We start from the raw sequence: 20,099 nt of genomic DNA on the forward strand, positions 1-20,099 counted from the left end.
CGGCCACTTTCTGACTCATTCGCAATGAAACTGGAATCTCTCTGCCTTTTCTGCGGCTCCAATCGTGGCAGCCGGCCCGAATACGTCGAGGCTGCGCGCCAGTTTGGCGCTGCGCTGGCCGAACAGGGGCTGACCCTGGTCTACGGTGCCGGCAAGATCGGTCTGATGGGGGTCGCGGCGGACGCGGCCCTGGCGGCCGGTGGCCGAGTGGTCGGCGTCATCCCCGAATTCCTGCAGGCCAAGGAAGTGGCCCACCACGGCCTCGACGAAATCCACATCACCCGGACCATGCACGAACGCAAGGCCATGATGGCCGAACGCGCCGACGGCTTCGTCGCACTGCCGGGCGGACTGGGGACCTTCGACGAGCTGTTCGAGATCCTGACCTGGGGCCAATTGTCGGTCCACAGCAAACCGGTAGGGCTGTTGAACGTCGCCGGCTTCTTCGACCCGCTGCTGGCGATGGTGCGCCACGCGGTGCAGGAAGGCTTCATGCGTGAAGAAAACCTGTCGCTGTTCGTCGTCGCCGACAACATCGGCGATTTGCTAGCCGGGATGCGCGCTTATCGCCCACGCCAGGCCGACAACAAGTGGCTGGAGCTGTCACGTACTTGATCGCCCCCTTACCGGGGGGAACCAACGTCAGACTGGCCGGACTCACCGGCCCTGAACGAGGAAACCGCTCATGAGTCAGACTGTCGCCATTGTCCTGTCCGGGTGCGGCGTGTACGACGGGGCCGAAATCACCGAAGCCGTCGGCATCATCATCGCCCTGTCCCAGGCCGGACTGCCCTATACCTTCTACGCCCCCGACCGCGCCCAGATGCACGTCATCGATCACGCACGCGGGCAGGAGAGCAGCGAAACCCGCAATATCCTCAGCGAAGCGGCGCGTATCGCGCGCGGCAACATCCGTCCGCTGACGGAACTCGACGCCGCCCAGCATAGCGCCATCGTCTTCCCCGGCGGCTTCGGTGCCGCCAAGAATCTGACGACCTTCATCAAGGATGGGGCCGACGCCGTGCTGTACGATGACGTCCAGGCGGCGGTGCGGCCCTTCGTCCAGCAACGGAAACCGGTCGTGGCGCTGTGCGCGGCGCCGCTGGTACAAGGCCTGATCGCCCGTGACGAGGGCTTGTCCGGCGTGCGCATCACCTTCGGCAGCTACGCGGAAGGCCAGGCCATGGCCGATGCTCTGACGAGCTGGGGCCAGCGCCACGTGGAGACTCCGGTAGACCAGGCATGCGTCGACGAGGCGCGCCGCTTCGTTTCCGCTCCCGCCTACATGTACGGTGCCGCCAGCCCGGCCGAAATATTCGCCTCGTGCCAGGCGGCGGTCACCGCGCTCAAATCGCTGCTGAGCTGATCGTCGGCCAGCCAAACTTTAGATAAGCAGGAAGTTTCATGATCATCGTCATGGCCAGCAAGGCCTCGCCAGAACAGGTCGCCGCCGTCACCGCCAAGATTCGCGCCGCGGGCCTGGCCGAACACGTGTCATGCGGCACGGAACGCACCATCATCGGCGCCATCGGCGACGAAAGGGCGCTGACACCCGACATGTTCGAACTGATGCCCGGCGTGGAGCGGGCGATGCGGGTCATGAAGGAATACCGCATCGTCTCGCGCGAGGCCCAGCCGACGGACACCGTGGTCAAGGTGCGCGGCGTGCCGATCGGCGGCAAGACCATCCAGGTCATCGCCGGGCCCTGCTCGGTCGAAACGCCGGAACAGATGGCGCTCGCCGCCGCCGCTGTGGCCGATGCCGGCTGTCGACTGATGCGTGGCGGCGCGTTCAAGCCGCGCAGCAGCCCCTACAGCTTCCAGGGCCTCGGCGTGGAAGGGCTGGACTACCTGCAGCAGGCGGCCCGCCAGCACGGCCTGCCGGTGGTGACCGAACTGATGGACGTACGCATGCTCGATACCTTCCTGGAATACGACGTCGACGTCATCCAGATCGGCGCGCGCAACATGCAGAACTTCGATCTGCTCAAGGAGGTCGGGCGCATCAACAAGCCGGTCATCCTCAAGCGAGGTCTGGCGGCAACGATCAGCGAATGGCTGATGGCGGCCGAGTACATCGCCGCCGGCGGCAACCACAACATCATCTTCTGTGAACGCGGCGTGCGCAGCTTCGAGACCGCCTACCGCAACATGCTGGACGTGACGGCGATTCCGGTACTGAAAAAGGAAAGCCATCTGCCGGTCATCGTCGACCCGAGCCACGCCGGCGGCAAGGCCTGGCTGGTGCCGGCACTGGCCAAGGCGGCGCTGGCCGCCGGCGCCGACGGCCTGCTGGTGGAAATGCACCCCAACCCCTGCGAGGCCTGGTGCGATGCCGACCAGGCGCTCACGCCTGCCGAATTGACGACGCTGATGAGCGAGTTGCGGCCGCTGGCCCAGGCATTGGGACGAGATTTGTAACCCCTGACAAAGCGAGGCTCACATGAGCGGCGAGGCCATATCGATCCAAATCGTGCAAGGCGAGGGCTTCCAGTTCCGCAACCGCTTCGGCGGAACGGTCCCGGATCTGACCACCGATGCGCCGGCACCTCTCGGCGCGGGTCATGGCCCGTCACCGGAACAGTTGCTGCTCGCGGCTGTCGCCAACTGCCTGAGCGACAGCCTGCTGTTCACCCTGCGCAAGTTCAAACAGCAGGCCGAGCCTCTGCAAACGGAAGCATCCTGCCTGATCGATCGCAACGAAGCAGGGCGGCTGCGGGTGCAGTCGATCGACGCCACGCTGCAACTGGGCCACCCAGCCAGCGGCATCGAACACCTCGACCGCATTCTTGGCATCTTTCAGGAATACTGCACAGTCTCGCAGAGCGTGGGCCGGGGCATTCCGATCCGGGTACGGGTACTGGATGTCGACGGTCGCCCCCTGACGTAAACAGCACCGCCCCTGTCGCCAGGCGGGGGGCGATTCTTCCCGCCATTCAAAACAGGGTCAACAGCAGCGGGGTCAAGCGCGCGGTGACGGCAAGTACAGAGAGCGGCACCAGCCAGGCCAGCACGGCCGAGCACCGGCGGAGGAAGGCATCCTGCCCGCGCTGCCGCTGATGCCACAGCATGGCCAGGTACCACAGGTAGCCGATGCCGGCCATCACGGGCGGAAAGAACAGATAGAGCCACCACGCCTGCCACGGCATCGACAGCAACAGCAATACGACGCCGACATGCAGGGCGAGTTGGGCGTGGAAGTAGGCCGCCAGCACGGCCTGTCGGTCCGGAGCATCGGATCGCACCCGGCCCAGCCGCACCGTACTGACCGACCAGAGCAGCCCCGACACCGCCATCCAGCCGTAGGGGTACAACAGCGGCAGCCATAGCGCCACATTCTCCAGCGTCGGCAGCGCTGCCTTGCTCACAATCGCCATGATCAGATAGCCCGCGCAGACTGCCGCCAACGCAGAAACGCTACCGCTGCGAATTACCCGCCACAGGGCGTGCAGGATATAACTGCCCAGCGGGAGGAAGAGGGCCGTCGCCAGCTGGCCGTCCGTCATGCGCCGGGCAGGAGGCGTTCAAGCGTGGCGTTGATCAGTTCCCCGATCTGGGCCAGATAATGCGTCTGCATGTCCGCGGTAAAGCGCCGCGGGTCGTCGCTGGCCAGGACCACCAGTCCGAATGCCTCACCCGTGCCGTTTTTCAGCGGGATCATGGCAAAGGATTCCAGGGTCGGCTCGGCCGGAAACCAGCTCAGCACTTGGTCGTTGGCATACGGACCACAGCTCGGGCCGGTCAGGTTGCCGGCCAGCCGTTTGACCGCCTGCCGGCCGTTGTAGATTTGCGGCAGCGCGGCGGCAGCCGGATGCCACAGCCGTAACGCACAGCGCTCGAGTCCGAAATCCTGCTGGAAGCTTTGCGTCAGCCCCTCGGCCAAGCTTTGCAGATCGTGCGCGCGGGAGAGCGCCAGCGCCAGCTGATGAGTCCGACGAATGATGAGATCATTGTTTTCGGCATGTTGAATCAGCTGACTCAGACGGTTCTCCATCTGGCGGTTCTTATCCCTCAGATCCAGGATCTGGCGCTCGGCCAGCGGCACGATCGACGTCGGCTGGATGGGCTGAAGGCCGAAACGGCTGGCGTGTTGCAGCAGGAAATCCGGGTTGTCATCGAGAAAACTCAGCACCTGATCCGTCAGCATCGACACATCCTCTTTTTTTTCTGGCAGGAGTCGGGAATTAAAGGGAGATTTCGCCGGTAAAGACCGTAACGGCCGGGCCGGTCATCATCACCGGCTGGCCCGGACCTTCCCAGTGGATGCTGAGGTCGCCGCCGCGGGTATGCACCTTGACGGTATGATCGAGCAAGCCGCGCCGGATACCTGCCACCACGGCCGCACAAGCGCCAGTGCCGCACGCCAGGGTTTCACCCGCGCCGCGCTCGTAGACACGCAGGCGGATTTCATCGCGTGACACGATCTGCATGAAACCGGCGTTGATCCGCTCGGGAAAGCGCGGGTGCGACTCGATCGTCGGCCCGAGTTCCGCCACCGGGAAGCTGTCGACATCATCGACAACCTGGACGGCATGCGGGTTGCCCATCGACACGACCGAAATATCGCACTGGCGCTCGCCCACGAGCAGCGGATAAATCAAAGCCTCTTCCTCGGCGACGAAGGGAATCTCGGCTGGGCGGAAGCGGGGCACGCCCATGTCTACCGTCACCGTGCCGTCCGCCAGCAGATGGGGAACGATCACCCCTTTGGCGGTTTCCACCCGGATGGCCTCTTTGGTGCTCAGCCCCTGGTCGGCCACGAAACGGGCAAAGCAGCGCGCCCCGTTGCCGCACTGTTCCACCTCGCCACCGTCGCTGTTGAAGATGCGGTAGCGGAAGTCGTTTTCGCTGGAATTGGATGGCTCGACCAGCAACAGCTGATCGAACCCGATGCCGAACTGGCGATGCCCCAACTCCCTGATTTTTTCCGGCGTCAGGTCGACATGTTGCCGCACGCCATCGATCACCATGAAGTCATTGCCCAAGCCGTGCATCTTGCTGAATTTCAGTTTCATTGTTACAGGTCCGGTGGTCCGGGTTGCCGAAATAAAAGCATCATACCGCATCCCCGGGCTTGTCGGGATGCGGCATTGACACCTTACTAACCAGTAAGTAGAGTGGTTTCATGAAGCCTGTATCCAACACCTCCAAAGACACCCAAAAACGTATCCTGGACATCGCCGAACAGCTGCTGCTGACGCGCGGATTCAACGCCTTTAGCTATCAGCACATCAGCAGCGCCCTGGGCGTACGCAACGCGGCCATCCATTACCACTTCCCGCGCAAGACCGACCTCGGTGTCGCTCTGGTGCAGCGCTACCGGCGCCGCTTCGGCCGCTTCATGGAAGCCCATTCCGCCCTCGACCCGTTGCAGCAACTCGAGCGCTATTTCGAGCTGACCGACGCCTATTTCCACCAGGACGAGCAAATCTGCCCGAGCGGCATCCTCACCACCGAATTCCACACCCTGCCGGAGGAAATCCAGCAGGAGGCCAGCGCCTTCATCACGGAGATGCGTGACTGGGCGAAAACCATCGCCCGGCGCGGCCGGGAAGAGGGGGTCATGGCCTACCAGGGCTCTCCCGACGCCATGGGCGAGCTCATGTTCGCCGCGCTGCAAGGCGGACTGCAGCTGGCTCGAATCGACGCCGGCATACTCGACGTCATCAAACAACAAATACGCGACCTCCTGAAGGTCGAAAAACCATAACGGCAGACCCCTGCCGCCAACACGAGGAAAACGATGGACTACAAGAAAAACAGCATGAGCCGGATCGCCGACAAGGCGGCCCGGCTTCCCGAGGGGCTACGCAGCTTCGTCTTGACCCGCCTGTTCGGCCGGCTGGTTCCGTTCCTGGGAACCGCCGGCCTGTGTTTCGAGGCGGTCGGTCACGAACGGCTGACCGTCTCGCTGCAGAATCGCCGCAAGGTGCAGAACCACATCAAGGGAGTGCACGCGGCGGCAATGGCGCTGCTGGCCGAAACGGCCAGCGGTTTCGTGGTCGGCATGAACGTGCCGGACAGCAAGCTGATGCTGCTCAAGTCGATGCATGTCGACTACCTCAAGCGCGCCCAGGGCAGCATGAAGGCCACCGCCACGCTCACGCCGCACCAGATCAGCCGCATGCACGAGGAAGACAAGGGTGATGTCGCGGTCGAGGTGGTGGTGACGGACGAATCCGGCGAATCCCCCATCCGCTGCGAAATGATCTGGGCCTGGGTGCCCAAGAAACGGGACTGAGGAGAGGCGACATGGATTTTGACACCTTGGCCGTGTCCGTCGACGGACACGTCGCGCACGTCCGCTTCAACCGCCCGGACAAAGCCAATGCCCTGAACGAAGCCATGTGGCGGGAGCTCGCCGACGCCATGGAATGGTGCGATGCCGAGCCCGCCGTCAGGGCCGTCATCCTTTCCGGGGAAGGGCGGCATTTCTGCTCCGGCATCGATCTGACCATGCTACTGGGCGTGCAGCAGGCGATACAGGACCGCTGCGAAGCCCGCAAACGGGAGAAGCTCAGAACGTTGATCCTGCGCCTGCAAGCGTCCGTGACGAGCCTCGAGCGCTGCCGCAAACCGGTCATCGCCGCGATTCACGGCGCCTGCCTGGGTGGCGGGCTGGATATTGCCTTGGCGGCCGACATCCGCCTAGCCTCCGCCGACGCCGTGTTCGGCGTCAAGGAAGTCGACATCGGCATCGTGGCGGACGTCGGCACCCTGCAGCGTCTGCCCACCGTAGTGGGCGAGGGCATGGCAAGAGAAATGGCCATGACGGGGCGGGAACTGAAGGCCCAGGAGGCCCGGGATATCCGGCTGGTCAATCGGGTCTTGCCGGATCAGGCCGCTCTGCTGAACGAAGCGTTTGCCCTGGCTCGACAGATCGCAGAGAAATCCCCATTGGCCATCCGCGGCACCAAGGAAGTGATGAACTTCAGCCGCGACCACTCGGTGGCCGACGGCTTGAACTATGTCGCCACCTGGAACGCGGCCATGCTGCTCTCTGACGACATTCAGCGCGCCGCCATCGCCGGCATGAACGGCCAGCCACCCGTCTTCGACAACTGAGCGTCCAAGGCGGCATGCAAGCCGTCCTCACCTAAACCAGGGCCATTCTGGCCACATCCTTCGTAAGCCCCGTCGTTGCCAGGTTTGGGTTCTCCTGCTCAAACCTGGTAACGGCGCGGGTTTACGGCAACTCCTTGGCGTCGAGCCCAGACAGCCCGCAGAGGGCAAAGAGGACCCGGCAGGCCGCGCTGCACTATCTATACTGTACTTCCACTTGGGACAGCCACTGCACTCTCTTCCGGAGAAAGACAGGGCTGCGCATACCCACCACCATCACGCTGGCAACAGCCCACACAGGCAAGGAGGTTGAACATGGCAATCCGCATTGGCGATGAAGCACCCGATTTCACCGCCGAAACGACCGAAGGGACCATCCGCTTTCACGAGTGGATAGGCGACAGTTGGGCCATCCTGTTCTCGCATCCGAAGGACTTCACCCCGGTCTGCACCACCGAACTCGGCTACATGGCCAAGCTCAAGCCGGAATTCGACAAGCGCAACACCAAGATCATCGGCCTCAGCATCGACCCGGTCAGCGACCACAAGGCCTGGGTCGGCGACATCGCAGAAACCCAGGGCCACGCGGTCAATTATCCCTTGATCGGTGACGCCGACCTGCACGTCGCCAAGCTGTATGACATGATCCACCCGAATGCCAGCCCTGGTCCGCGTACCGCCGTCGACAATGCCACGGTGCGTTCGGTGTTCATGATCGGTCCGGACAAGAAGGTAAAGGCGATGCTGGTCTATCCGATGAGCGCCGGCCGCAATTTCGACGAAGTGCTGCGCCTGCTCGATTCGCTGCAACTGAACGCCAAGCATACCGTCGCGACACCGGTGAACTGGCGGCCGGGCGACGACGTCATCATCCCGACATCGGTCTCCGACGAAGAAGCACGGCAGAAATACCCTCAGGGCTTCAAGACGCTGAAACCCTATTTACGGACCGTGGCACAGCCGAAGTGATGTCATGGCAAGCTCACGACAGGGGGCCGCAAGGCCCCTTTTCATGGAGTTTCTGCGGCAGGAACCCTGACACAACCGGAATTTCCCACTCGAGGGTATTCAAAAGAAAAACGGCGCCGAAAGGCGCCGTTTTAGCTTGCAGGGGATGACTTACTGGGCAGCGCTGGCAGCCGGAGCAGCAGCGGCGGCAACCGGTTCGCCACCAACGGTGGAAACCACTTCCCACTTGCCGTTCTTGACCTGGTAAACGGTCACGGCACCGTTCTTGATGTCGCCCTTGTCGTCGAAGGCGATCTTGCCGGTCACGCCGGTGTAGTCGGTCTTGCCGACTTCAGCCAGGTATTTCTTCGGATCGGTCGAACCGGCACGCTTCATGGAGTCGACCAGCACGCGAACGGCATCGTACTCGTACGGAGCGTAGATCTGCACTTCGGTGTTGAACTTGGCCTTGAACTTCTTATCGAACTCGGCGAAGCCCGGCATCTTGTCGCGCGGCACGCCGCAGCTGGAAGCATACTGGCCTTCGGAGGCGTCACCAGCCAGCTTGACGAATTCCGGAGTCTGCCAGCCGTCACCGCCCATCAGCTTGGCCTTGATGCCCAGGCGCTTCATCTGCTTGGCCAGCGGGCCAGCTTGGGCGTCCATGCCGCCGTAGAACACCACGTCCGGCTGGGTAGCCTTGATGGAGGTCAGAATGGCGTTGAAGTCGGTGGCGGTGTTGGTGGTGAACTCGCGCTTCACCACGCTGGCGCCCTTGCCCTTGACGGCTTTCTCGAACTCGTCGGCCAGACCCTGGCCGTAGGCGGTACGGTCGTCGATGATGGCAACTTTCTTGGCTTTCAGGCCTTCAACCGCGAATTGACCCAGGGCGGTACCCTGCTGCACGTCGTTGGCGATCACGCGGAAGGTGGTCTTGAAGCCTTGCTTGGTGTAGTCCGGGTTGGTGGCGGACGGGGAAATCTGCGGGATGCCGGCATCGGAGTAGATCTTGGAAGCCGGGATGGTGGTGCCGGAGTTCAGGTGGCCCACGACGCCGACGACACCGGCGTCAACCAGGCGCTGAGCAACCTGGGTACCGATTTTCGGATCGCCCTGGTCATCCTCGGAAACCAGTTCGAACTTGACCTTCTTGCCACCGATTTCGACGCCTTCGGCGTTGAGGTCCTCGACAGCCAGCAGCGCACCAAATTCGTTGTCTTTGCCCAGATGCGAGATCGGGCCGGTCATCGGAGAAACCTGGCCGATTTTCACGACGGCTTCGCCGCCAGCTTCGGCTTGCGGTGCGGAAGCGCCGCCTTCGGCTGCTTGTTCTTGCTTGCCGCAGGCAACCAGCGTGAGGGCAGCAGCAGCGATGAGGCTCAGACGAGCATAATTGTTCATGTTTGATTTCCCCTGATCTTATCTATGTAGATTTAGCGATCTAATGTCTACTGGCGTAGCTATTCTTTTGGAATAGCCCCCAGTTGCGAACGATTATGCGCAGGCCCCTTGACCGTGTCAACGAACTGACCGCCACAAAATTCACAAATTTTCAAAGAGGACTTCCGGGCTGTTACCTTGTTGCACCAATACTCCTGGCGCGCTGCAGCCGTTGTTCGGGCAATTCGGAGGTAAGTGGCGCCCAGCCGGCGAGGTTTTTCTCGACGAGATCGGCCAGCGCCGCGATCCACAGCGGACTGTCGTTAAGGCAGGCGATGTAGCGATATTCGCCTCCGCCGTGGGTAAGGAAGGTCTCCTTGCCCTCCATCGCCATTTCCTCCAGCGTTTCCAGACAGTCGGCGACGAACCCGGGGCAGATCACGTCGACTCGAGAGGTACGGCTTTTCCCCAACTGGGCCAACACCTCGGCGGTGTAGGGCTTCAGCCATTCGGCCCGGCCGAAGCGGCTCTGAAAACTCACGACGTACTGATCCTTGGAGAGGTCCAGCGCTTCGGCCAGCAAGCGGCCGGTTTTCTGGCATTCGCAGTGGTAAGGGTCGCCCTTGTCCAGGGTGAAGCGGGGCACACCATGAAAGCTCATGACCAGCTTGTCGGCGCGGCCATGCTGTTGCCAGTGCGTCCGGACTTGTTCGGCCAACGCCAGGATATAGCCGGGATCGTCGTGAAAATGCCGCACCGTACGCAGCTCGGGCATGTTGCGTAGCCTCATCAGGGTACGGAACACGTCGTCCAAGGCGGTGGCGCTGGACGAGGCCGCGTACTGGGGGTAGAGCGGCACGACCAGCAGGCGCTCCACACCCTGACTGCGCATGTTGGTGATCACCTGTTCCACCGATGGCGAGCCGTAACGCATGGCAAAGTCGACAACGAGATGCTGATGTCCGCGCTCCCCCAGGTAGCCGCGCAGCAGCTTGGCCTGTTTCTGGGTGTGGGTGAGGAGGGGGGAGCCGTCCTTGCCCCAGATCGAGGCGTATTTTTCCGCCGATTTGCGCGGGCGGGTGTTCAAGATGATGCCGTTGAGGATCAGCCACCACAGGGCACGGGGTATTTCGACCACGCGCGGGTCGGACAAGAATTGCTTGAGATACGGCCGCAACGCTTTGCCGGTGGGGGCGTCGGGTGTGCCCAAATTGATCAGCAAGACCCCCGTCTTGGGGGTGTAGTCGTGCTGGAAGGCCGGTTCTTTGAGGTAACGGGACATGGGGCGTCCTTAATGGGGTGCGGGGGAGGCCGCAAAACGCTTGGATCGGGAAACGGCAGTCGGCCTCACCGGCTGCCATCGGGCAGGGGACGGATCAATCGTCTCGGGCAGGGGCCAGCACGGAGCGGTTGCCGTTGGTTTCCATCGGCGAGACCAGCCCGGCGCTTTCCATCTGCTCGATGAGGCGCGCGGCACGGTTGTAGCCGATACGCAGGTGGCGCTGCACCGAGGAAATCGACGCCTTGCGGGTTTTCAGGACGATGGCCACGGCCTCGTCGTAGAGGGCATCGGCTTCGCCGCCTTCGCCGCCGCCGGTCGCATCGAACCCGCCACCATCGTCGCCTTCGGCCTGGCCGCTGAGGATGCCCTCGATGTAATCGGGCTCACCGGTGGTCTTGAGGTATTCCACCACCTGATGCACTTCGTCGTCGGCAACGAAAGCGCCGTGCACCCGCAGCGGATAACCGGTGCCCGGCGGCAGGTACAGCATATCGCCCTGACCCAGCAGCGCCTCGGCCCCCATTTGGTCGAGGATGGTGCGCGAGTCGATCTTGCTCGAAACCTGGAAGGCGATGCGAGTCGGGATATTGGCCTTGATCAGGCCGGTGATCACGTCCACCGACGGGCGCTGGGTGGCCAGGATCAGGTGGATGCCGGCGGCACGCGCCTTCTGCGCGAGACGAGCGATCAATTCTTCGATCTTCTTGCCGGCCACCATCATCAGGTCGGCCAACTCGTCGATGACGACGACGATCAGCGGCAGCGTCTCCAGTGGCTCGGGGGTTTCCGGCGTCAGCGAGAACGGGTTCGGGATCTTCTGCCCGGCCTTGTCGGCATCCTTGATCTTCTGGTTGTAGCCGGCGAGATTGCGCACGCCGAGCTTGGACATCAGCTTGTAGCGCTTTTCCATTTCGGCCACGCACCAGTTGAGCGCGTTGGCCGCCTGTTTCATGTCGGTCACCACCGGCGCCAACAGATGGGGGATGCCCTCGTAGATCGACAGTTCGAGCATCTTCGGGTCGACCATGATCAGGCGCACCTCGCGCGGCGTGGCCTTGTACAACAGCGACAGGATCATGGCGTTGATGGCGACCGACTTGCCCGAGCCGGTGGTGCCGGCCACCAGTACGTGCGGCATCTTGGCGAGATCGGCCGACACCGGCTGACCGGCGATATCCTTACCCAGCGCCATGGTCAGGCGCGAGGTGAGGTTCTGGTAGGTTTCCGAACCGATGATCTCGGACAGGCGCACGATCTGGCGTTTCGGATTGGGCAGTTCCAAGCCCATATAGGTCTTGCCGGGGATGGTTTCCACCACGCGGATCGACACCAGCGACAGGGCGCGCGCCAAGTCCTTCATCAAGTTGACGATCTGCGCGCCCTTGACCCCCACGGCGGGCTCGATTTCGTAGCGCGTGATCACCGGACCGGGGTAGGCGGCGATGACCTTCACCTCCACGCCAAAGTCGGCCAGCTTGCGCTCGATCAGGCGCGAGGTGTACTCGACGGTTTCCTGTGACACCGACTCAGCCTGCTCCTTGGGCGGCTCCAACAAGGCCAGCCCCGGCAACTCGTCGTCGCCTGGAGCCGAGAACAGTGATTGCTGCACCGGTTTCTGCGCCTTGGGGGAGACCGGCACTTCCAGCACCGGCGGCTCGATGCGCACCGGCGGTTTGTCTTCGGCTTTTTTCTTTTCGCTGTTGACCTTGGTTTCGCGCTGTTGCGCCACCTCTCGGCCGATTTCGCGATCTCGCCGTGCCTGCCAGGCGTGCCAAGCCTTGAGCGCGGTATCTTCGACGGCCCCGCCGACCCGCTCCATCAGGTCGAGCCAGGAGAGGCCGGTAAACAAGGACAGGCCGATGGCTCCGCTCACCGACAGCAACAGCGTGGCGCCAGAGGTACCAAAGGCGTGAGCCGTGGTCTTGGAGAGGAAATGGCCCAGCATGCCGCCGGCAGCCAGTGGCAGCTTGAGCGCCTTATCGGCCAGAAACAAGCCTTCCAGGCCGGCACTGGCCAGCAGCAACAGGAAGAAGCCGGCAATGGCGGCGACCGTCATCGGGTTGAGGCGCAGCCCCAGCGTTTCGATTCGTTTGTAACCCCAGCTGATGGCTACCAGGCAGAAGGCCACCACCCACCAGGCAGACAGGCCGAACAGGTAGAGCATCAGGTCGGAAACCCAGGCGCCAAAGGCCCCGCCGTAGTTGCGCACCGAGGGGTCAGGCGAACTGTGCGACCAGGAAGGGTCCAGGGGCGAGTAGCTGGCGAGGATGAGAACGAGGTAGACCGCAGCCACCGCCATCAACAGCCACCAAGCCTCTCGCAGCAAGCTGACGAGACGGGGAGGAAGCGGGGTCGGATTGTTCTTGACGACGGCCTTTCGTTTGAAAAGTCGCATTTTTTCTCTGATAAGGCGATGACAGTCGAAGATTATAGCCCGAGCCGGCACGGATTCGTATTGTGGTGAACAGCCAGGAAGAGGAGCGGAGAGGGCGGGCCCCGGTGAGGCGCACTGCTCACCAGGGCTTGCCGGGCATCAACGCGGATAGATCGCCCCCAGTACGCGCGGGCCGCGCGCACCGGTCACGGCCGGGAGGTTGCCCGGTTCGCGATGGATCAGCTGACGCGCCAGCCAGGCAAAGGCGGCGGCTTCGACTTGGTGCGCCGGCAGACCGAGCACGTCGGTGGTGGCAAGCTGACGATCAGGCAGGGCTTCGGCCAGCCGTGCCATCAGGCGATCGTTCATGGCCCCGCCGCCGCAGACGTAGACCGTGCGCGCTGACGTGGCCCACCGTTCGATGGCGTCGGCAATGCTGGCGACGGTCAGTTCGAGCAAAGTGGCCTGGACGTCGGCCGGCGGCAGCGTGAAGCTGGCCAGCCGGACATCCAGCCAGGCAAGGTCGAACAGGTCGCGGCCCGTGCTCTTCGGTGGCTCCTCGGCAAAGAACGGCTCAGCCAGCAGAATCTCCAGCAAGGCAGGGTCAACCTTGCCGGAGGCGGCCCAGCTGCCGCTCTGATCGAAGCGGGCACCGGTATGGCGATGGCACCAGGCATCCATCAGCATGTTGCCGGGGCCGCAGTCGAAACCGATGACGGGTTGTTCCGGGTCGAGCCGGGTCAGGTTGCTGATGCCGCCGATATTGACGATGGCGTGCGCCTGTTCCGGGTGAGCGAACAGGGCCTCGTGGAAGGCCGGCACCAGCGGAGCGCCGTGCCCGCCAGCGGCAATGTCGCGGCTGCGGAAATCACCGCAGACGTCGATGCCGGTGGCTTCGGCCAGACCGGCCAGATTGCCGATCTGCAGCGTGTAACCGGCTTGCGGGGCGTGGCGAATGGTCTGACCGTGGCAGCCGATGGCGGTGATGTCGGCGGGGCTCAGGCCGGCCGTATCCAGCACGCCACGCACCGCCTCGGTGTATAGCCCGGTCAGGGTATTGCCCAACCGAGCCGCGCGATCCAGCTCGTTGCCGTCGGCCGGCTGCAAGGCCAGCACCGCATCGCGCACCACAGCGGGGTAGGGAACGAAGAAATCGACGGTCACGTTGCAGTGGCCGTCATCGTCGAAGGTGGCGAGCACCGCGTCGACGCCGTCGAGGCTGGTGCCCGACATCAGGCCAATATAGCGTTCAGTCATCAGTCCAGTTGGGCCACCGTTACCGGCAGCTCTCGCAGAAGCTTGAGGTTGCCCGCAAGCTTAACGCTGGTTTGGCGGAACGCCAAGCGCTGCTGGGCGGACAGGCCAGGGGTCGGCAGCGCCGCGGTGGAGGGGTCGACGGCCTCGTCGTTGATGCGCACCTCGAAATGCAGGTGCGGGCCGGTGGAGCGGCCGGTGCTGCCGACGTAGCCGATCAGTTCACCGGCCTTGACGCTCTTGCCGGCGCGCATGCCCGGCGCGAAGCGGCTCATGTGGCCGTACAGCGTGGACATTTTCGCGTTGTGGCGGATAACCACGACGTTGCCGTAGCCGCTCTGCATCTCGGCGGTGGCGATCACGCCATCGGCCGGGGCGATGATCGGCGTGCCGGTGACGGCGGCGTAGTCCACCCCCTTGTGCATGCGCAGCGAGTGCAGCACCGGGTGGTAGCGCATGCCGTAGCCGGAGCTGATGCGCGCGCCGGCGACGGGCTGCTGGCTGAAGCCTTTCTTGATCGGGTTGCCGTTTTCGTCGTAGTAGGCGCCGGATTCGCTATCGTGAGCGAAGTAGTAGGCGCGATAGTTCTGGCCGGCGTGCTCGATCTCCGCCGCCAGCAGGTTGCCGTTGGCGATCGGCGAACCGTTGAACAGCAGGCTTTCGAACACCAGGTTGATGCGATCGCCCGGTTTCAGGCTGGAGAGCTCGAAACGGTCGGCGAAGATCTCGTTCAGCTGGGCGCGTATCTCCGATGGCACCCCGGCACGCGACAACGCCGCCGTGACGCTGCCGGAGTCGATGCTGACCGAGCGCATGGTCTGAATGGCCTGGGTTTCCAGCGGGTCGGCACTGGCGCGCCATTCGCCATTGGCCTTCTCTATGGCCACCATCACCATCTCGCCGTTCTCGTCGTCATTCAGGAAGCGCAGGCCGAACAGTTCCCCGGCATCGTTGGTTTGCACCGACAGAGTCTGACCAGCCTGGAGCTTGAGCAGGTTCTTCGACAGCGGACTGGAGTTGAGGAAGCGCTGCGCCTCCCCGTCGCCGATGCCGAGGCGGTTGAGCAGGCGTCCCAGCGTGTCGCCGCGCTGGACCTGTTCGTCGCGCCAGTACGGCGTGGTGCTAATGCTGGAGGTGTAGACCGGTAGGGCCAACCGCTGGGTGACGGTCTCGACGTCAATGCGCGGCGGTTCGGGCTGATCGCCATTGCCCGCCACGGCAAACGCCGTCACCACGCCGAACAAGGGCAGCGAGGCGGCGAGGCCGAGCCAGCTCAGGTGGTGATTCATCAGGCGGCGCACGCAGCTTTGCGGTAATTTGAGCAGTTTGCGATAATCCATTGTTCTCTAAGAGTCTGGGCAGGAAGCGCTTCCTGCCTTGCGTAAATCGGTATGCCAATGAGAAGGGCCGTGCAGGCCGACCTCGCCTTGGTCCCCCGGCGAGCACAATGAGTTCCGGGGCAAAGCGCGCATACTAACAGATGCCACCCGTCGGGTGAACCCTATTCTCCAGATAAAACAGGGACATATCGCACTTCCCCGACGGAGAAACCGACGGAATTTACAGGTAACAAGGACCACCGAATGACCACCGTTGCACGTCCGGACATTTCCATCGAAGACGCACTCGCCGTCATCAAGCGCGGCGCTGAAGAGATGCTGATCGAAGCGGAACTGATCGAGAAACTGAAGGAGAACCGCCCGCTTCGCGTCAAGGCCGGTTTCGATCCGACCGCTCCCGACCTGCACCTGGGCCACACCGTGGTGCTGACCAAGATGCGCCAGCTGCAGGACCTGGGCCACCAGATCATGTTCCTGATCGGCGACTTCACCGGCATGATCGGTGACCCGTCCGGAAAGAACACCACCCGCCCTCCGCTGACGCCGGAACAGATACAGATCAACGCCAAGACCTACGCCGAGCAGGTATACAAGATCCTCGATCCGGCCAAGACCGAGATCTGCTTCAACTCCAAGTGGCTCTCCGAGCTGGGTGCCGCCGGCATGCTGCGCCTGGCGGCCGGCTCGACCGTGGCGCGCATGCTGGAGCGCGACGACTTCCACAAGCGCTTCCACGGCAACCAGCCGATCGCCATCCACGAGTTCATGTACCCGCTGATGCAGGGCTACGACTCGGTGGCGATGCAGGCCGACATCGAGCTGGGCGGCACCGACCAGAAATTCAACCTGCTGATGGGCCGCACCCTGCAGCAACAGCACGGCCAGAAACCGCAGTGCGTGATCATGATGCCGCTGCTGGAGGGCCTGGACGGCGTCAACAAGATGTCTAAGTCGCTCGGCAACTACATCGGCATCGCCGAGCCGGCCAACGAGATCTTCGGCAAGGTGATGTCGATTTCCGACACGCTGATGTGGCGCTACTACGAGCTGGTCTCGTTCCGCCCGCTGGCCGAGATCGCCCAGTTCAAGCAGGAAGTGGCCGAGGGCCGCAACCCGCGCGACATCAAGGTGTTGCTGGCGCAGGAACTGGTAGCCCGTTTCCATAGCGAGCAGGCGGCGATCGATGCGCTGGCCGATTTCGAGGCGCGCTTCCAGAAGAACGCCATCCCGGACGACCTGCCGGAAATCACTGTGACCATCGACGGCACGGCGATGGCGATCGGCAACGTGCTGAAGGAAGCCCAGCTGGTGGCCTCCACCTCGGAAGCGCTGCGCATGATCCAGCAAGGCGGGGTCAAGATCGACGGCGAAAAGGTGGAAGACAAGGCCCTGCAGCTGGACCGCGGCGTGACCGTGGTGCTGCAGGTGGGGAAGAGGAAGTTTGCCCGCGTGACGCTGGCCTGAGCCGCGTGACGTAAACGGGCTGGACGAAGGTTTCGACCAACCCGCCACCATCGACGCCGCGCCTCCGCGCGGCGTCGTCGTTCCCACCCGGATTCCACTCGATGAAACTGACCCTGATCGTTCCCGGCCTGAGCTGGCTGGACGCCCACGACGGCGCCGAGGTGCTCAAGGGCCTGTCGCTGCCGGCACTGGCGACCTTGCTCGGCCGCGCCTGCATCGGCACCGCGCCTCCCACGCTGTCAGAACTGACCGCCCAGAGCTTTGGCCTCACACGTCTCGCTCCGGCGCGCCAGGATGCGCTCGCCGATGGCCTCGACGCCGCCGCCGGCCATTGGCTGATCGCCGACCCGGTGCACGTGCGCGTCGACCGTGACCGCGCGCTGCTGGCCGACGTCGGTGTGATGAACCTGGCCCAGCACGAGGCCGACGCCCTGGTCGAGAGCCTGAACCGGCATTTTGCCGAGGACGGCATGACCTTCTTCGCGCCACAGCCGGGGCGCTGGTACGTCAGGCTGCGTGACGCCAGCGGCGCCAGCTTTACCCCGCTGATGGACGCGGTCGGTGAGAACATCAACGAGCACCTGCCCGGTGGCGCCAATGGGCTGACCTGGAGCCGCTGGCTCAACGAGATGCAGATGCTGCTCTACACCCACCCGGTCAACGACCAGCGCGAGGCGCAGGGTGAGGTCAGCGTCAACAGCGTCTGGCTGTGGGGCGAGGACGACACCGCAGTGACGCCGCGCATGCGCGCCGACCGGCTGTTCAGCGACGATGCCACCTGGCAGGGGCTGGCGCGACAGGCAGGGCAGGAGACCAGCGACGTGCCGTTTGCCTTCTCCGGGCTGAGCGAGGCGCTGGAAGGGGGCGGTACCACGCTGGTGCACCTCGACCGGCTGCTGGCGCCAGCACAGTACCGCGACGCCTGGGGCTGGCGTGACGCCATTACCCAGTTGGAAGCCGACTGGTTCTCGCCGCTACTGGCCGCGCTCAAGTCCGGCCGCATCAGCGAACTGACCTTGCTGACGCACGGCCCGGCTGGTTTCTCGGCCAACGTGACCCGCTCCGACCTATGGAAATTCTGGCGCCGCGCGCGTCCGCTCACTTCGCTCTATCCCGCCGAATGACTCGCATCCAGACCCGCCCCGTCCCGCCCGACCACCACGCCGCGCTGCAGGCGCAAGGCATCAGCCCGCTGATGGCTCGCTTGTTCGCCGCCCGCGGCATCACCACTCACGCCGAACTCGACTGCAGCCTGAAGGCGCTGCTGCCGTTCCAGCAGCTCAAGAACATCGACGCCATGGCGAGCCGGCTGGCCGATGCCATCGCCCGGAGCGAGCGCCTGCTGATCGTGGCCGACTACGACGCCGACGGCGCCACCGCCTGCAGCGTGGCGATGAAGGGACTGGCGGCGCACGGCGCCATCGTCGACTTCATCGTGCCCAACCGCTTCGAGTACGGCTACGGCCTGACGCCGGAGATCGTCGAACTGGCGGCGCAACACCGACCCGACATCATCGTCACCGTCGACAACGGCATCGCCAGCGTGGCTGGGGTGGAAGCCGCCAAAGCGCGCGGCATCGAGGTTCTGGTGACCGACCACCACCTGCCGGGCGACACGCTGCCGGACGCGCTGATCGTCAACCCCAACCAGCCCGGCTGCCCGTTCCCGTCCAAGAACCTGGCCGGCGTCGGCGTGATGTTCTACGTGCTGATGGCGCTGCGTGCCGAGATGCGTGCACGCGGGGTATTTAGCGACAAGCCGGAGCCCAACCTCGGCGAGTTGCTCGATTACGTCGCGCTCGGCACCGTGGCCGATGTGGTACGGCTCGACCAGAACAACCGCATCCTGGTCGAGAACGGCCTGCGCCGCATGCGTGCCGGGCGCATGGCGCCGGGCATCGCCGCACTGTTCCGCGTTGCCGGACGGATGGCCTACAAGGCCAACACCTTCGACCTCGGCTTCACGCTCGGCCCGCGCCTGAACGCCGCCGGCCGGCTCGACGACATGAGCCTCGGCATCGCCTGTCTGCTGGCCACCACCGAGAGCCAGGCGCTGAAGCTGGCGCAGGAGCTCGACGCGCTGAACCGCGAACGGCGCCAGATCGAGCACGGCATGCAGGACGAGGCGCTGGCGGTGCTCTCCAGCATCGATCCGGCCGAGCGCTACACATTGTCCCTGTACCGTGACGATTGGCACCAGGGCGTGGTCGGCATCGTCGCCTCGCGCCTGAAGGAACGCTTCCACCGGCCATCCATCGTGTTCGCGCCGGGTGACGAGGGCGAGATCAAGGGCTCCGGCCGCTCGATTCCCGGCTTCCACCTGCGCGACGCGCTCGACCTGGTGTCCAAGCGACATCCCGGCTTGCTACGCAAGTTCGGCGGCCACGCCATGGCGGCCGGCCTGACCATCGCGGAAGCCGATTTCGCCGCGTTCTGCCAGGCCTTCGAAACCGTGGCGCGCGAGTGGATGAGCGCGCAACAGCTCACACGCACGCTGGAGACCGACGGCAGCCTCAGCCCTCGTGAACTGCACCTGGGCTTTGCCGAGGAACTGGCCGCGCAGGTATGGGGGCAGGGCTTCCCACCGCCGACCTTCTGCGACCGTTTCCGCGTGCTGAGCCAGCGTATCGTCGGCGACAAGCACCTCAAGCTGCGGCTGCTCAAGGACGGGCAGGAGTTCGACGCGATGCGTTTCAACCAGGTCGATTGGCTGCCGGACGAGATCGAGGCGGTGTACCAGGTCGTCGCCAACGAATGGCAGAACCGCAAGGAATTGCAGATTTACCTCGATCACTGGCAGCTGGCGACGGCCGGGCAGGGCGCCTGACATTCAGGTTGAAAATCGGCATGCAAGCCTTTGAAGAAAAAAGAGAATCAGGCAAAACAGCAAATCAGAAAGAGTTCCCATTCAACTGGAAGTAATGCGCATAAGCCATTATTTTTACGTGGAAAACAGCTCGCCCAGATGGGCCCCCAGTAAAGTGTCGATCACACT

At 63.8% G+C, this 20,099-nt stretch carries 19 protein-coding genes; 11 read left to right on the plus strand and 8 right to left on the minus strand.

All coding sequences use genetic code 11. From position 1 onward, the window contains the following. Positions 1-24 precede the first annotated feature (24 nt). From PSEMAI1_RS0110040 to PSEMAI1_RS0110055, 4 genes are all read left to right on the plus strand, one after another. Positions 25-615, plus strand: a complete 591-nt coding sequence (locus PSEMAI1_RS0110040) for a TIGR00730 family Rossman fold protein (RefSeq protein WP_029770615.1) — start codon at positions 25-27, stop codon at positions 613-615. Positions 616-685: 70 nt separating this feature from the next. Beyond that, the gene (gene elbB, locus PSEMAI1_RS0110045) at positions 686-1,366 is read left to right on the plus strand and encodes an isoprenoid biosynthesis glyoxalase ElbB (protein WP_024302747.1); all 681 of its coding nucleotides are present in this window, start codon (positions 686-688) and stop codon (positions 1,364-1,366) included. Positions 1,367-1,404: 38 nt separating this feature from the next. Continuing rightward, on the plus strand, positions 1,405-2,421 hold the full coding sequence (aroF, locus tag PSEMAI1_RS0110050) for a 3-deoxy-7-phosphoheptulonate synthase (protein WP_024302748.1): 1,017 nt from the start codon (positions 1,405-1,407) through the stop codon (positions 2,419-2,421). Between the two features lie 22 nt (positions 2,422-2,443). Further along, positions 2,444-2,890 (plus strand): OsmC family protein, encoded by a 447-nt coding sequence (locus tag PSEMAI1_RS0110055; protein WP_024302749.1) that lies wholly within the window; start codon positions 2,444-2,446, stop codon positions 2,888-2,890. 46 nt (positions 2,891-2,936) lie between these two features. Here PSEMAI1_RS0110055 and PSEMAI1_RS0110060 read toward each other — a convergent pair whose 3' ends face one another. From PSEMAI1_RS0110060 to dapF, 3 genes are all read right to left on the minus strand, one after another. Beyond that, positions 2,937-3,377, minus strand: a complete 441-nt coding sequence (locus tag PSEMAI1_RS0110060; RefSeq protein WP_232219883.1) for a hypothetical protein — start codon at positions 3,375-3,377, stop codon at positions 2,937-2,939. A gap of 125 nt (positions 3,378-3,502) precedes the next feature. Then, positions 3,503-4,147 carry a DUF484 family protein gene (locus PSEMAI1_RS0110065; RefSeq protein WP_024302751.1) on the minus strand — a complete coding sequence of 215 codons (645 nt, stop codon included), beginning with the start codon at positions 4,145-4,147 and terminating at the stop codon, positions 3,503-3,505. Positions 4,148-4,184: 37 nt separating this feature from the next. Continuing rightward, entirely contained in the window at positions 4,185-5,015 is an 831-nt protein-coding gene (gene dapF / locus PSEMAI1_RS0110070; protein ID WP_024302752.1) for a diaminopimelate epimerase, read from the minus strand. A gap of 110 nt (positions 5,016-5,125) precedes the next feature. On the opposite strand from dapF, the gene PSEMAI1_RS0110075 reads away from it, so the two are divergent. The 4 genes from PSEMAI1_RS0110075 (at position 5,126) to PSEMAI1_RS0110090 (ending at position 8,031) form a co-directional block, all read left to right on the plus strand. Beyond that, on the plus strand, positions 5,126-5,710 hold the full coding sequence (locus PSEMAI1_RS0110075) for a TetR/AcrR family transcriptional regulator (RefSeq protein ID WP_024302753.1): 585 nt from the start codon (positions 5,126-5,128) through the stop codon (positions 5,708-5,710). A gap of 33 nt (positions 5,711-5,743) precedes the next feature. After that, positions 5,744-6,241 carry a DUF4442 domain-containing protein gene (locus tag PSEMAI1_RS0110080; RefSeq protein WP_024302754.1) on the plus strand — a complete coding sequence of 166 codons (498 nt, stop codon included), beginning with the start codon at positions 5,744-5,746 and terminating at the stop codon, positions 6,239-6,241. Between the two features lie 11 nt (positions 6,242-6,252). After that, positions 6,253-7,065 (plus strand): crotonase/enoyl-CoA hydratase family protein, encoded by an 813-nt coding sequence (locus PSEMAI1_RS0110085; protein WP_024302755.1) that lies wholly within the window; start codon positions 6,253-6,255, stop codon positions 7,063-7,065. A gap of 312 nt (positions 7,066-7,377) precedes the next feature. Continuing rightward, positions 7,378-8,031 (plus strand): peroxiredoxin, encoded by a 654-nt coding sequence (locus PSEMAI1_RS0110090; protein WP_024302756.1) that lies wholly within the window; start codon positions 7,378-7,380, stop codon positions 8,029-8,031. Positions 8,032-8,181: 150 nt separating this feature from the next. Here PSEMAI1_RS0110090 and PSEMAI1_RS0110095 read toward each other — a convergent pair whose 3' ends face one another. From PSEMAI1_RS0110095 to PSEMAI1_RS0110115, 5 genes are all read right to left on the minus strand, one after another. Beyond that, complete coding sequence (locus PSEMAI1_RS0110095) at positions 8,182-9,411, minus strand: branched-chain amino acid ABC transporter substrate-binding protein (protein ID WP_024302757.1); 1,230 nt, start codon at positions 9,409-9,411, stop codon at positions 8,182-8,184. Between the two features lie 172 nt (positions 9,412-9,583). Further along, positions 9,584-10,672, minus strand: a complete 1,089-nt coding sequence (gene hemH, locus PSEMAI1_RS0110100) for a ferrochelatase (protein ID WP_024302758.1) — start codon at positions 10,670-10,672, stop codon at positions 9,584-9,586. A gap of 94 nt (positions 10,673-10,766) precedes the next feature. Next, positions 10,767-13,067: a DNA translocase FtsK gene (locus PSEMAI1_RS0110105; RefSeq protein WP_024302759.1), complete on the minus strand. Its 2,301-nt coding sequence runs from the start codon at positions 13,065-13,067 to the stop codon at positions 10,767-10,769. 138 nt (positions 13,068-13,205) lie between these two features. Then, a complete protein-coding gene (locus PSEMAI1_RS0110110) occupies positions 13,206-14,303 on the minus strand; it encodes an anhydro-N-acetylmuramic acid kinase (protein ID WP_024302760.1) in 1,098 nt (365 codons plus the stop codon). Then, positions 14,303-15,640 (minus strand): peptidoglycan DD-metalloendopeptidase family protein, encoded by a 1,338-nt coding sequence (locus PSEMAI1_RS0110115; RefSeq protein WP_024302761.1) that lies wholly within the window; start codon positions 15,638-15,640, stop codon positions 14,303-14,305. Before PSEMAI1_RS0110115 ends, PSEMAI1_RS0110110 begins: the two co-directional genes overlap by 1 nt. Positions 15,641-15,883: 243 nt before the next feature. Here PSEMAI1_RS0110115 and tyrS point away from each other — a divergent pair, with 243 nt between their 5' ends. The 3 genes from tyrS (at position 15,884) to recJ (ending at position 19,931) form a co-directional block, all read left to right on the plus strand. Further along, the gene (tyrS, locus tag PSEMAI1_RS0110120) at positions 15,884-17,104 is read left to right on the plus strand and encodes a tyrosine--tRNA ligase (protein ID WP_024302762.1); all 1,221 of its coding nucleotides are present in this window, start codon (positions 15,884-15,886) and stop codon (positions 17,102-17,104) included. Between the two features lie 101 nt (positions 17,105-17,205). Next, the gene (locus PSEMAI1_RS0110125) at positions 17,206-18,228 is read left to right on the plus strand and encodes a hypothetical protein (RefSeq protein WP_024302763.1); all 1,023 of its coding nucleotides are present in this window, start codon (positions 17,206-17,208) and stop codon (positions 18,226-18,228) included. Next, complete coding sequence (gene recJ / locus PSEMAI1_RS0110130) at positions 18,225-19,931, plus strand: single-stranded-DNA-specific exonuclease RecJ (protein WP_024302764.1); 1,707 nt, start codon at positions 18,225-18,227, stop codon at positions 19,929-19,931. Before PSEMAI1_RS0110125 ends, recJ begins: the two co-directional genes overlap by 4 nt. Positions 19,932-20,099: the final 168 nt, after the last annotated feature.

The organism is Pseudogulbenkiania sp. MAI-1 (assembly GCF_000527175.1).
In the GTDB taxonomy this organism is placed as follows: Bacteria; Pseudomonadota; Gammaproteobacteria; order Burkholderiales; family Chromobacteriaceae; genus Pseudogulbenkiania.

Excerpts from the sequence above, each read along its gene's own strand:
- PSEMAI1_RS0110040 (WP_029770615.1), top strand. The coding sequence starts at position 25 with ATGAAACTGGAATCTCTCTGCCTTTTCTGCGGCTCCAATCGTGGCAGC.
- elbB (WP_024302747.1), top strand. The coding sequence starts at position 686 with ATGAGTCAGACTGTCGCCATTGTCCTGTCCGGGTGCGGCGTGTACGAC.
- PSEMAI1_RS0110060 (WP_232219883.1), bottom strand. The coding sequence starts at position 3,377 with ATGGCGATTGTGAGCAAGGCAGCGCTGCCGACGCTGGAGAATGTGGCG.
- PSEMAI1_RS0110090 (WP_024302756.1), top strand. The coding sequence starts at position 7,378 with ATGGCAATCCGCATTGGCGATGAAGCACCCGATTTCACCGCCGAAACG.
- PSEMAI1_RS0110125 (WP_024302763.1), top strand. The coding sequence starts at position 17,206 with ATGAAACTGACCCTGATCGTTCCCGGCCTGAGCTGGCTGGACGCCCAC.
- PSEMAI1_RS0110110 (WP_024302760.1), bottom strand. The coding sequence starts at position 14,303 with ATGACTGAACGCTATATTGGCCTGATGTCGGGCACCAGCCTCGACGGC.
- recJ (WP_024302764.1), top strand. The coding sequence starts at position 18,225 with ATGACTCGCATCCAGACCCGCCCCGTCCCGCCCGACCACCACGCCGCG.
- PSEMAI1_RS0110065 (WP_024302751.1), bottom strand. The coding sequence starts at position 4,147 with ATGCTGACGGATCAGGTGCTGAGTTTTCTCGATGACAACCCGGATTTC.
- PSEMAI1_RS0110055 (WP_024302749.1), top strand. The coding sequence starts at position 2,444 with ATGAGCGGCGAGGCCATATCGATCCAAATCGTGCAAGGCGAGGGCTTC.
- aroF (WP_024302748.1), top strand. The coding sequence starts at position 1,405 with ATGATCATCGTCATGGCCAGCAAGGCCTCGCCAGAACAGGTCGCCGCC.
- PSEMAI1_RS0110075 (WP_024302753.1), top strand. The coding sequence starts at position 5,126 with ATGAAGCCTGTATCCAACACCTCCAAAGACACCCAAAAACGTATCCTG.
- PSEMAI1_RS0110115 (WP_024302761.1), bottom strand. The coding sequence starts at position 15,640 with ATGGATTATCGCAAACTGCTCAAATTACCGCAAAGCTGCGTGCGCCGC.
- PSEMAI1_RS0110105 (WP_024302759.1), bottom strand. The coding sequence starts at position 13,067 with ATGCGACTTTTCAAACGAAAGGCCGTCGTCAAGAACAATCCGACCCCG.
- PSEMAI1_RS0110085 (WP_024302755.1), top strand. The coding sequence starts at position 6,253 with ATGGATTTTGACACCTTGGCCGTGTCCGTCGACGGACACGTCGCGCAC.
- dapF (WP_024302752.1), bottom strand. The coding sequence starts at position 5,015 with ATGAAACTGAAATTCAGCAAGATGCACGGCTTGGGCAATGACTTCATG.
- hemH (WP_024302758.1), bottom strand. The coding sequence starts at position 10,672 with ATGTCCCGTTACCTCAAAGAACCGGCCTTCCAGCACGACTACACCCCC.
- PSEMAI1_RS0110095 (WP_024302757.1), bottom strand. The coding sequence starts at position 9,411 with ATGAACAATTATGCTCGTCTGAGCCTCATCGCTGCTGCTGCCCTCACG.
- tyrS (WP_024302762.1), top strand. The coding sequence starts at position 15,884 with ATGACCACCGTTGCACGTCCGGACATTTCCATCGAAGACGCACTCGCC.
- PSEMAI1_RS0110080 (WP_024302754.1), top strand. The coding sequence starts at position 5,744 with ATGGACTACAAGAAAAACAGCATGAGCCGGATCGCCGACAAGGCGGCC.